The organism is Flavobacteriales bacterium (assembly GCA_016124845.1).
GTDB lineage: Bacteria > Bacteroidota > Bacteroidia > UBA10329 > UBA10329 > UBA10329.
The window spans coordinates 68,052-80,097 of sequence record WGMW01000022.1 but is presented as its reverse complement, the minus strand read 5'-3'; the positions used below and the strand labels follow the sequence as shown (position 1 = coordinate 80,097).

Below are 12,046 nucleotides of genomic sequence, written 5' to 3'. Positions count from 1 at the left end.
CACAAAACAAAACGAAATATTTGTTTCGTATGCAGAGTCGCCAGCATCTGCAATAGGGAAAGAAAAAGCGTGGGAAATAATCAAAAAGCCTATTAAGCTATGAAATATCGGAATCAATCCTTTATAGGGAGACGTACGTTTTGAATAGTAGGTTACGCTGTAGCGGAAACCCAACACCCCGTCATCCACAGTTCTTCCCAATTCCCAACTTCCCTGTTCCAATGGTTTCGTCAGGTCAATGCTAAATCATTTTTTTATCATTTACAAACTATTGTAAAAAAATATGTCAAAATACTCCCGAAACAAACACAGAACCGTTTAATAATTTTTTCATTCGGACCGACCAGCTATCCAACACCATCGTCTCGCTCAGCCATGCCCAAGGCACTCCTTTTGGCATTGCGGACACTCCTTTTGGGCTTGCGGACGGTGCGGTTGGCTTTGCGGAGCGCGCGATGGGCATTGCGTATTGAACCTACAACAATGCTAAATGAACGATTCGTATACCTATGGGAGCAATTCGAGCTACCGACCCCTCCATTCCCTTAACAAACATCTTTCCTCATCCTATCAAGAGTTCCGTTCGTGGTGCTGACAGGTCTTTTGATTTTGTTTATGTTATACCGACATAGAAGATGAATAAAATGTGGAAAGTGAACAAACGTTAAAAAATAGTTTCGTTCATACTAATAATAGTTCCCATAAAGTTATGAGAAAAACATTAAAACTTAACGTCATGAAAAAGCAAGAATCAAAAACCGCATTCAATTTCTCATTTGCAGATCTGGAGCAATTGGGCGACAAGGCTGATGACCTGATGGACCGCGATGCAGCGGAACTATTGGACTATGGAGTGGATGGCACTTACCGCACCGACCTGGCCGCAAAGACACAGGCACTGAAGGACTACCCTACCGATGAAGAACTACAGGGTATTGCAAGCGAGGCCACCGAGAACAAGGACGCTGCTGCCGATGCACTGAAGGTGAGCATCCGAAGCATCATGGTAAGGGTAAAACAGGTATTTCCCGTAGATTCTGCCAAGTACAATCGGTTCGGCACCAAAGGGCTGGACGACATGAGTGACAATGACCTTGTTCGCTGTGGCGGAAGAGTGTCGCGGGTGGCCACACAATATTTGACCGAACTTGGCCCCAAGGGAGTAACGGCCGCCATGATAACCGACCTTGATACGCTCACAACCGCCTTGGATGATGCCATTGATGCACAGGACACTGCCAATCGCGCCCGCCACGTGGCCACGCAGGAACGCGTTGACCTGGCCAACGATCTGTATGCCAATATTGTAGAACTGTTCGACTTTGGAAAAGACCATTGGATAACGCGCAACGAGGCCAAATACAGCGACTACATCATTTACAACGTACCCGGTGGCGGTGCCACCCCGCCCGTAACTGTACTGACCGGAACTGTGGCCCCAAATACAACTGCCAATGTAGCATCCGATATTGCGCCCGATGCGACCATTACGGTAAAGAATACGGGAACAGTTCCTTTCAAAGTATGCGGTAGCGCTACCGCCACTGACCCGTGCGTGGATGGGCAAACGGTCAATGCAGGGGAGCAGGTAGCCGTTACGGGAAACAGTACGGCCAGTGGTCCATTGCCTCCGTTCCTCAATATTTCCAACAGCAGTCCGGACACAGATGCGCAGTACGAAGTGACCATTTCTGGTTAGCTTTAATTTTGCCTCGTGCAAAAACGAATTTCCATCCTGACCGGTGCAGGCATCAGCGCAGAAAGTGGCATTAGCACGTTCCGTGATGCGAATGGACTGTGGGAGAATCACCGCATAGAGGATGTGGCCACACCCGAGGCATGGCACCGCAACCCGCAATTGGTACTGGAGTTTTACAACCTCCGCAGAAAGCAATTGTATGAGGTAGAACCGAATGCAGCTCACTTCGCCATTACCAAACTACAGGATGCATTTGACGTGCAGGTGATCACCCAGAATGTGGACGACCTGCACGAACGTGCAGGAAACTGGAATGTGCTGCATCTGCACGGACAGTTGAAACAGGTTCGAAGTACTGGAAATCCCAATTCGGTCTATGACCTCGAAGGTTGGGAACTGAAAATGGGCGATGTATGCGAACACGGCCATCAACTGCGACCGCATATCGTCTGGTTCGGAGAGGAGGTGCCGAACCTTTATCCTGCCGCGCAGCTTGTTTCCGGATCGGATGCCATTATGATTGTCGGTACATCCTTGAACGTGTACCCCGCAGCGGGGCTTTACCAATATGCGCGGCCCAATGCGCCCATTTGGATCATTGATCCGAAGGCCAACGAACTGGTCTACCCCGAATCGGTGACGGCCATCAATGACAAAGCCGGAGCAACATTGCCCCGGCTTGTCGATTCGCTCCTGAATGGAGAGATTATTTTGTGACCAGCATTTTCTTGGTGCTTATCTCGCGGTCATCAACCGTAAGCATGTAGAAGTACATGCCCGATGGCAGCGTGGAAACATTCAGTTTGAGTGTTCCCTGATTCTCTTTCAAGGCAACCTGCTTTACCAACGAACCGAGCATGCTATACACCTTTATCTCGGCCTTGCGCCATCCTTGCGCCAACGCATAATTGATATTGGCAATGCTGCGAGCAGGATTCGGATAGGATTCGCTTACGCCAGAACGATCGCCCGCAAAAACGTCCAGAATTCCAGCTGGGCTGGCGCTGAAACGTACGGTGGCGCAAACTGAATCGGATTGCACCAATCTGTCATAGAAGCAATAGATCATGGTACTTACGCCTGCGTTGCCATTCGGCTTATAATCGGCATAAAAATCGCTGGCACTCTGGCCGGCCGGAATCGTAAGCGGAGATGGCGAAACCTCAGTCTGTGGTTCGTAGCACTGCACCCAGCAGAAGTAGTTCTGAGACCCGGGAACAGTATCAACAATGGTTCTGCGCACCATCACCTCAATATCATTGGAGCCACTGTTCTCGATAACACCATCAGTCTGAATGACCGATGCATTAACAGCTCCCCAAGGATTGCGATCGAGACTGGATATGGAAAGGTTGTTCTGAGCTTGGACATTCATCCCCAAAATGCTCAACAAGGCCACGTATAGGTATTTCATAATTTCAGGTCGTGTTGTTTAAATGGCGAATTTAAGCAAGCAATATCAAACTTTTGTCGTTGCCGTTGCCCTTAAAAGAATATACTGGTTATTACATTTGATGCGAATTATCAACCTTTAAGGCTACTAACTCTTATTTCGACATGAAAAAAAATCTACTGACTTTTATTGCGATGCTGGGTCTCGGAACCGCTGCTTTCGCCCAATGTCCTTCCGGTGAGACGGAAGTGACCATGACCGTAACCACCGATGCCTACGGCTCTGAAACAACTTGGAGCATCACCGGTCCGGGAGGGAATCCTTCCTATGCAACCGGAGGACCTTACACAGACCAGTCTTCTTCGGGAGCATTTCCACAGACACCCGTTACATTCTGTGTTCCTGATGGAAGCACCATCTACATTACTGTGAATGACCAGTATGGCGATGGTATGTGCTGCGCTTACGGAAACGGGGCTTGGGCAGTAAGCGTTGGTGGTACCGATGTTTCCACCGGTGGTTCTTTTGCCGATCAGGAAACAGCAACGGTTACCCTTGGCACCGACCTTGGCATATCCATGTCAGATATTGCGGCAGTTATCGCACAAGGCAGCACAACCGTTTCCGGTTCGGTAAAGAACAATGGAATCGCGAGCATTACAGGATTCGACCTTTCGTATGCAGTTGACAATGGAACACCTGTTCAACAGTCGTTCTCAAACACCATTGCTCCGGGAGCCACAGGAAGCTTCTCTTTCACTACTCCTTGGAATGCGACTGTTGGTGGACACACCATTGATTATGTGCTTTCTGGAGTGAGCGGAGATGCGGTTGCTGCCAACGACATGTACAGTCAAGATGTGGAAGTGGCCACTCAGAGCGTTCAACGCGTTACGTTGGTTGAGGAATTCACCAGCTCCACTTGTAATCCTTGTGCCAGTTTCAACAGTACGTTCGACCCGACCTTGGTCAGTTTGAACACGAACCAGCCTGGTTCAAACATTGCGGCCGTCAAGTATCAGATGGATTGGCCTTCTCCAGGAAACGACCCAAGCTACAACAGCGATGGTAGCAGCCGAAGAGGTTATTATGATGTTTCAGGTATTCCTTCTCCTTGGTTGGATGGTTCTGAGATGATCTATGGCAATGCTGCCGAGTTGAATGACGCTGCTGCGAAAGCCGCCTTCATGGACATCAACCTGGATGTGACCCGAAACGGAATGGAGATCACGGCTGATGTGGAAGTGACACCATACGCCAATTTCAGCGGAACGCACAAATTGCACATCGTTGCAGTTGAGGAGTACTACGATTACGTTGCCTCCACCACATCGCAGGACGAGTATCATTTTGCTGAGCGCAAGATGCTGCCAAGTGCAAGCGGAACAACCCTCAGTTCCCTCACTGCAGGTGCCGCGCAAAGCGTCAGCAAGAGCTACACGTTCACAGAAACTCCATCTGGCGACCCATCTCAGGGCAGCTACGATCTATGGGAATCATTGAATGGTGTGATTGTAGTGGCGTTCGTTCAGAACAACAGCACCAAGGAGGTGATTCAGGCAGCTTTCAAAAAAGTTCCTTTCGTTCAGGGAATCGCAGAGCTTCCAAGCAATGTTGATGGCATGATCCTTTATCCGAACCCGACATCCAACAACACCACATTGCGCATGGAAATGAATGCTGCCGACAGAGGTACAGTGCGCATTTTCAACGCATTGGGAGCCGTTGTTTACAGCCACAACATCGGCAATCTGAATGTAGGAACGAACAACTTGGTGCTGAACACCGATCAACTTGCAAGCGGATTGTACACCGTGAGCATAGAACTTGAAAACGGAAGAGCAACACGTATGCTTTCAGTACAGAAATAAGATCTGCTTCATATTCGGAGGCCACGGTCAAGTACGGAACGGTATTTGATCTGTGGCCTTCGGATTTTTAGAACTAATATTGAACCATGAAACACGCACTTCTCACCCTTTCCATTCTCCTCACCTGTGTTGCAACACAGGCCCAAGTGGCCAAAAAGAACTGGGACCTTCCCTCAGCCGTGGTCAAAACGCTCGAAGGCAAAAGCTTCGACACCAAGGATTTTGATAACGATGGAAAGCCTATCGTCATCAGTTTCTGGGCCACGTGGTGCAAACCGTGTGTTCTCGAATTGAACACCATTGCCGATGTGTATGAAGATTGGCAGGAAGAAACGGGTGTGAAGCTCATTGCCATTTCCATTGATGATGCGCGGAACACGGCCAAAGTGGCTCCGTTCGTCAACGGAAAGGATTGGGATTACGAGGTTTACATGGATCCCAATGGCGACTTTAAGCGTGTGATGAACGTGAATACCGTTCCACACACGTTTGTACTCAATGGCGACAAGCAGGTGGTCTGGTCGCACAATGCCTATGTGGTTGGCGATGAAGAACACCTTTACGAGGTGGTGAAGGAGAACGCTGGCAAATAATCCCTTTTTCGAATTCTCATCTCCAGTATGTTCAGAAACCGCTTACTCACAACGGTCATTTTCTGTTCAGTATTCGGTTTGGCCGAAGCGCAGGAATCGGGCAAATGGGGCGAAATTCACGGCAACGTGCAGTTCGATGCCCAGTATTACAATCCCGATACGATCATTGGCGCGCCTCCCGTTCCGGAGAAATTGCTGATGAACGGTTTCACCAACCTGATCTACACCAAAGGAAAGTTTCAGGTTGGAATGCGCTATGAGAATTACCTCAATGCCATTTTGGGTTTCGACAGGCGCTACCAAGGACAGGGAATCACGTATCGCTATGCCACGTTCGATGCCGACTTCCTCACCATCACCGTAGGTAACTTTTACGAACAGTTCGGTTCGGGAATGATCCTACGGGCCTACGAGAACCGCGGATTGGGTTACGATAACGTTTTTGATGGTGCCCGTGTGAAAGCGCATGTGCTGGGCGGTGTCCGTTTGATCGGCCTCATCGGTAAGCAGCGTTCGTTCTTCACGTATGGCGAAGGAATTGTACGAGGTTTTGATGGGGAAATTGCACTGAACGAAACGTTCAAGGCCTTGGCCGAAACCAAGTTCCGAGCCACCTTCGGAGGAAGTTTCGTAAGTAAATATCAGAAAGACGATGACCCGGATTTCAACCTGCCGCAGAACGTTGGTGCCTGGGCTGCCCGCACCAACCTCATCTATGGCAAATGGAATCTTTCGGCCGAATATGTGAGCAAGATCAACGACCCGCAGGCGACAAACGTGCTGAGCGTTAACGGAGAACTCCATAAGAACTACAATCCTGGAAATGGGTTGTTGGTCACGGCAGCCTACTCGCAAAAAGGACTTGGCGTGGTGGTGGGTGCCAAGCGCATCGACAACATGGATTTCCGCTCAGACAGGACCGCCTCTGGTTTCAACCTGAACATCAATTATCTGCCAGCCCTTACCAAGCAGCATACTTATCAGTTGGCGGCCAGCCTCTATCCGTATGCTACCCAACCCAATGGCGAATGGGCGTTTCAGGGCGAGGTGAGCTATAAGGTCCCGAAGAAATCGAAACTGGGAGGAAAATACGGTATCAATCTGTTGCTCAACTATTCGGAGGTGCACGGACTGGTGAACACCATCAATGCCGCAGAAAGCGGGTACACCAATAAGTATTTCCAACTGGGCGATCTGTATTTCCGAGACATCAATTTTGAGATAAACAAGAAGTTCAGCAGCAAATTCAAAATGGTGGCCAAATACCTCAACATCACCTACAACAAAGACGTGGTGCAAGGACTGGTCGGTTATGGGACCATCCACGCCAACATTGGCATTTTGGACGTCACCTATAAAGTCGCTGCCAGACATTCGCTGAGGTTGGAAATGCAGGGACTTTGGGTGAAAAAAGATCATCCGGACCAAGGAGATTGGGCCATGGCATTGCTGGAATACAACTGGTCGCCCCACATGTTCGTGGCCGTTACCGACCAATGGAATTACGGGAATCCGCATGAGGAAAAACGCCTCCACTATCCTTCCATCACGGTGGGTTACATTCACAACGCCACGCGCGTAACGCTTGGCTACGGAAGACAACGTGCGGGTATCTTCTGCGTTGGAGGTATATGCAGAAACGTTCCTGCATCGAACGGGGTCACACTTTCAATCACCACAAGTTTTTGAGCATGCTGCATAAACGATCCGATCTTGCATTCTTCCTTATGGCCTTGTTCGCCATTGGTTTTTCGGCATGCGATGTATTGGATCCGCCTCATTACGGTTGCACCGACCCGATAGCGGAGAATTACGATCAAGATGCTACGCATGATGACGGTTCGTGCCAATACGATCCGAATCTCTTCAGAGGCTGTACCGATTCCACCGCTACCAATTACGACCCCAATGCCATTGTTGATGATTGCCATTGCCGATACGAGAACGTGCGGAAAGTACTGGTGGAAGATTACACGGGTCACACCTGCGGTAACTGTCCGAGAGCTGCTTCTGTTTTGCACGACCTGCAATGCACGTGGGGCGACCGCGTAGTGCCAATGGCCGTGCATGTAGGCTTTTTCGCGCAGCCAGAGAACAACCCGGATGGCAGCTTTGCAAACGACTACCGAACACCCTCTGGAAACGCTTGGAACACAGAGTTCGGCAATAGCGCCCAAGGCTTGCCCAACGGATTGATAAATCGAAGAAATGTGGGCGGATCGTTCCCGCAATCGTACACAGCTTGGGCCGCACAGGTGGCCAATCTTCTTGCCGTTCCGGCAGATGCCTCATTGACCATGCAGAACACTTACAACCAAGGTTCGCGAACGGTTACCACGAGCATTGATATCAAGGCGGTGAACGACCTGAACAATGGCCCTTACAACATTATCGTCACCTTAACGGAGGATAGCATTATCGATTGGCAGAAGGATTACGACCCATCTCTGCCAAGTGAAAAAGTGGAAGATTACGTGCACATGCACATGCTACGCAATAACTTCAATGGCACGTGGGGCGATCAGGTAGGCAGCGGAAACCTAACAGCAGGAACGGTGGAAAACGTATCGTACTCGTTGCAGATCGATACCGAATGGGTGGACAAACACTGCAACGTAGTTGCGTTCATTTACCGCACAGATACCAAAGAAGTTATTCAGGCCGAGTACAGGCCAGTGATTGAAGAGTAACTTTACCGCACATGCGGATTCTCGTTTTTCTACTTTCCTTCCTACCACTTTTCTCCGTTGCGCAAGGTTTCGGAGGCGGACTGTACGCAGGTCTCAGCACCTCGCAGGTTTCGGGAGATGCGATCGTGGGATTCCATAAAGTTGGTGCTTGGGGAGGTGCGTTTACAGATTATCGCTTCACACCGCGTTCTACGCTTCAACTGGAACTCTCATTCATTCAGAAAGGCAGCCGACAGGCACCGACCGTAAAGAATGGCAACACGCTCATTCTCTACAACCATAATATGCTCGAAATCCCTGTGCTGTATCGTTGGTATGGCATCAAGAACATGAGCATTGAACTGGGAACGCAGGTCGGCATCTTGCTCAGCTCGCTCGACCGCGTTACGAATTCTGTTGAGAGCCGAAATTCAAGTGTGTATCATCGCGCGGAGTGGAGCGGAGCGGCAGGTCTCAGCTATTATTTCTGGAAAGGGAAAATTGAGGTGAACGCCCGCTACAGCAATTCCATCCTCAGCATGCGCAAACAGGATTGGTGGATGAACCACGTCATTGCTTTTTCTGTTAGGTTCTGGTTCAAAACAACCTTGGACAGAGACAAGATCGAAGCGACCAAGAAGAAGAACCAGATCGAGGTGAAAGTAGAATGACCGATGCCAAGTTCCTCCTTCTAACGGAGGTGCCGAGGAACGAGGTGGAGGATTAACATTCATATGAAAAAAGGCAGAAAAATAGTAGTGGGAGTTACGGGAGCAAGCGGCTCCATCTACGCCAAAGTGCTTTTTGATCGACTGGGCCAGCTGAAAGACCAGATCGAAGACGTTGGTGTGGTATTCAGTTCCAATGCGCGGGAGGTCTGGAAACTTGAACTGGGCAACTCCGATTTCGAACAGTTGCCATTCAAGATCTATGATAGCAATGACTTCCTGGCTCCGTTTGCTTCTGGCTCCGCCAGATTTGAGACCATGATCGTGGCACCTTGCAGCATGGGAACCATGGCGCGTATTGCCACAGGCGTTTCCAACGATCTGATGACCCGCGCTGCGGATGTCATCCTCAAGGAAAGACGTAAACTTATTCTTGTTCCGCGAGACACGCCTTTGAGTCTCATTCACATCAATAACATGAAAACGATCACAGAAGCGGGCGGCATCATCGCGCCAGCCAGCCCATCGTTTTACAGCAACCCGAAAGACTTTGAGGCATTGGCGCTAACGGTTGTTGACCGTGTACTCGACCTTGCCGGGTTTGAGTTGGATTCGTTCCGCTGGAGCGAATCTAAAAACCAATAAAAACGCTTCCAATCAATCGCTTATTGCGCTGATTAACATTTAGTTAGAAAACAGCTCTGCCCGAATAATTTCGGGAAATCCTTCTGCGTTTATGGTTCGAATGTCTAATCCTACGAATCATGAAAATCCTCATTTCCCTCCTTGTGGGCGTTGTGCTGGTGGCCTACAACGCTGAAGAAACCATTCCTCGCCACAACGTTTTCTTTGCTTACAACAGTTCTGAGCTTTCTGGAAGCCCCGCCAGAGTTGTTGAGGCCGTGTATGCCAAACTGGCTTCGGGCAAGAAGGTGCGTTTCGGCATCAATGGCCCAATATCAAACGTTCATAATACGGGCGAGAAGAACAAAATTACGGCAGCACGTGCCCACAACATCGTTAAACTCCTAAAACGAATCGGTAAAGACGGAGATGTGATTGAAATTGTGGATGTAACGAATCCGTACCGGGTGAAACCGGCAGATGTTGACCTAAGCAAACCGTTCGACCTGGAGGTGATCCTGACCAAAGCGGTCGGTTGGGTAGAACCTGTGTTCACTTCCATTGATGAGTATCTGCCGCTTCCGGTACAGACGTTCACCATCAACCCTCGGGAAGACAATCGCTTGGTTGGTGAACAGGGAACGGTCATCAACATTCCGGCAAATACCCTGGTGCTGACGCATGGCAATGTTCCAAGTCAGATGACGGTTGAGCTGAAGGAGGTTTACGGAGCAGGGCAGATCATCAACGCCAACCTCCACACCAGTTCGGGCGGTGAAATGCTGGAAACGGGTGGAACCATCCATCTTGATGCACATACCGGGAACGAAAAGGCCCACATTACAAACGGACAGGCCATTGATCTTGAATTTCCAAAGAACGGAACCGACAAAGAAGGCATGCAAGTGTTCAATGGTCGCGTGGACCGCAGCGGCAGCTTCGATTGGGTGAACAAGGGACTGGTTATTGAGCGCGTCCCGATCGTTCGCGAGAAATTCTACATCAACGGCAAGTTGGTAAGCAAGGAAGAATACGACCGCAGCCTGCGCGAGTGGGAAGAACGCAAAGCCGAAGCCGAACGGAAGCAGAAGGAATGGGAGGCAGAACAGGCCCGATTGGCCGAAGAGCGCGCCAAAGAACTGGAAAACGCCAAGGCTTCGGCCGATAATGATGTGGCTTTGAACGCGTACCTCATGTCAACCACCGAGCTGGGTTGGATCAACTGTGATCGTTTTCCTGAGATCAGTGCCAAAACGTAGGTGTTGGTAATGGTAGACACTTCGCTTCGCCCATCGGTCCGAATGGTATTCAAAGACATAAAATCTGTGATGGACGGTTATTATGATGAGCAGGCCGGAGCAATCAGATTCTCCAATATCCCAGTAGGAAAAACCGTGCAATTGGTCGGTTACTCCATTCGCGATAACGTGCCATACATGGCCAACACACAGATAAAAATTACGGCCAAACTGGAGAAGGACCTTGCCTTAAAGCAAACCACCAAACCACAGATGGAAGCGGAGTTGGCGAGTCTCAATTAGACTTCAAAAACTCCAGATTCCGCTTCAACCCGTTGAACTTGGTGCGTTTTACGGCCGATTTCTGAAACACCTTTTTGAAGACGTCTTCGGTGAGTTCTTCCCAGTCCTGTTTGGTCATTTCCAGAAGATCGGGGTGTGGGTTGAACTGTGGTTCGGTGTGCGGTTTGGAGAAGCGGTTCCACGGACAAACATCCTGACATACATCGCAGCCGAATGCCCAGTTGTCAAACTTGCCTTTCATCTCCGTTGGAATGGCATCTTTCAACTCAATGGTGAAATAGGAAATACACTTGGAGCCATCCACCACATACGGCTGGATGATCGCTCCAGTCGGACAAGCATCGATACAGGCCGTACAGGTTCCACAATGGTCGCGTATTGGTTGGTCGGGTTCTAATTCAATATCCAAAATCAACTCACCGATAAAGAAGAATGACCCGTTTTTCGGATGGATGAGATTGGTGTTCTTGCCAATCCATCCCAAACCTGCTTTGGCGGCCCAGGCTTTGTCCATCACGGGCGCACTATCCACAAACGCCCTTCCTCCTACTTCACCGATTTCTTCATTGATGAAGTTGACCAGTTCGCGCAATTTTCCTTTGATCACATGATGGTAATCGTTACCGTAAGCATACTTGGAGATCTTTGGGGCTTCTTGGTCTTTCTGTGTTTCTGACGGATAATAATTGAGCAGAACGGTGATGATGCTTTTGGCGCCATCCACCAACTTCCGAGGATCCAATCGCTTGTCGAAATGGTTGGCCATGTAACCCATTTCGCCATGCATGTTGGCATTGAGCCAACGTTCCAAACGTGGTGCTTCTTCCTCCAGAAAATCCGCTTTGGAAATACCGCATTGCAGAAATCCCAATCGCTGGGCTTCTTGTTTTATGAGAGCTTCATTTTTCACGCAAAGCGAATTTTGACTTCACACAGAGACGCAGAGAAACAGAGATATTGACAGATACTTCGGTAAATACGGGAATGA

Annotated in this window: 12 protein-coding genes; 10 read left to right on the top strand and 2 right to left on the bottom strand. The window is 49.5% G+C overall.

Features of this window, described 5'->3' with window-relative positions:
* Positions 1-736: 736 nt before the first annotated feature.
* Positions 737-1,699, top strand: a complete 963-nt coding sequence (locus GC178_10080; protein ID MBI1287915.1) for a hypothetical protein — start codon at positions 737-739, stop codon at positions 1,697-1,699.
* A 15-nt stretch (positions 1,700-1,714) separates the two neighbouring features.
* Positions 1,715-2,416 carry an NAD-dependent deacylase gene (locus GC178_10075; GenBank protein ID MBI1287914.1) on the top strand — a complete coding sequence of 234 codons (702 nt, stop codon included), beginning with the start codon at positions 1,715-1,717 and terminating at the stop codon, positions 2,414-2,416.
* On the opposite strand, the gene GC178_10070 is transcribed toward GC178_10075, so the two are convergent.
* Positions 2,406-3,113, bottom strand: coding sequence for a T9SS type A sorting domain-containing protein (locus GC178_10070; GenBank protein MBI1287913.1), 708 nt, complete (start codon positions 3,111-3,113; stop codon positions 2,406-2,408). The two genes, GC178_10075 and GC178_10070, sit on opposite strands and share 11 nt — an antisense overlap.
* 143 nt (positions 3,114-3,256) lie before the next feature.
* Between GC178_10070 and GC178_10065 the strand changes: the two genes are divergently transcribed.
* The 8 genes from GC178_10065 to GC178_10030 all read left to right on the top strand — a co-directional run bounded on the left by GC178_10065 (position 3,257) and on the right by GC178_10030 (position 11,058).
* Complete coding sequence (locus GC178_10065) at positions 3,257-4,963, top strand: T9SS type A sorting domain-containing protein (protein MBI1287912.1); 1,707 nt, start codon at positions 3,257-3,259, stop codon at positions 4,961-4,963.
* An 86-nt stretch (positions 4,964-5,049) separates the two neighbouring features.
* Positions 5,050-5,556 carry a redoxin domain-containing protein gene (locus GC178_10060; GenBank protein ID MBI1287911.1) on the top strand — a complete coding sequence of 169 codons (507 nt, stop codon included), beginning with the start codon at positions 5,050-5,052 and terminating at the stop codon, positions 5,554-5,556.
* Between the two features lie 27 nt (positions 5,557-5,583).
* Positions 5,584-7,245 carry a hypothetical protein gene (locus tag GC178_10055; GenBank protein MBI1287910.1) on the top strand — a complete coding sequence of 554 codons (1,662 nt, stop codon included), beginning with the start codon at positions 5,584-5,586 and terminating at the stop codon, positions 7,243-7,245.
* Entirely contained in the window at positions 7,188-8,246 is a 1,059-nt protein-coding gene (locus tag GC178_10050) for an Omp28 family outer membrane lipoprotein (protein ID MBI1287909.1), read from the top strand. Before GC178_10055 ends, GC178_10050 begins: the two co-directional genes overlap by 58 nt.
* An 11-nt stretch (positions 8,247-8,257) precedes the next feature.
* Positions 8,258-8,896, top strand: coding sequence for an outer membrane beta-barrel protein (locus GC178_10045; protein ID MBI1287908.1), 639 nt, complete (start codon positions 8,258-8,260; stop codon positions 8,894-8,896).
* Positions 8,897-8,959: 63 nt separating this feature from the next.
* On the top strand, positions 8,960-9,538 hold the full coding sequence (locus GC178_10040) for a UbiX family flavin prenyltransferase (protein MBI1287907.1): 579 nt from the start codon (positions 8,960-8,962) through the stop codon (positions 9,536-9,538).
* 119 nt (positions 9,539-9,657) lie between these two features.
* Entirely contained in the window at positions 9,658-10,776 is a 1,119-nt protein-coding gene (locus tag GC178_10035) for a hypothetical protein (protein MBI1287906.1), read from the top strand.
* A gap of 42 nt (positions 10,777-10,818) precedes the next feature.
* Positions 10,819-11,058, top strand: a complete 240-nt coding sequence (locus GC178_10030; GenBank protein ID MBI1287905.1) for a hypothetical protein — start codon at positions 10,819-10,821, stop codon at positions 11,056-11,058.
* Here the strand turns inward: GC178_10030 and queG are convergent.
* Positions 11,051-11,968, bottom strand: a complete 918-nt coding sequence (gene queG, locus GC178_10025; GenBank protein MBI1287904.1) for a tRNA epoxyqueuosine(34) reductase QueG — start codon at positions 11,966-11,968, stop codon at positions 11,051-11,053. The two genes, GC178_10030 and queG, sit on opposite strands and share 8 nt — an antisense overlap.
* Positions 11,969-12,046 lie beyond the last annotated feature (78 nt).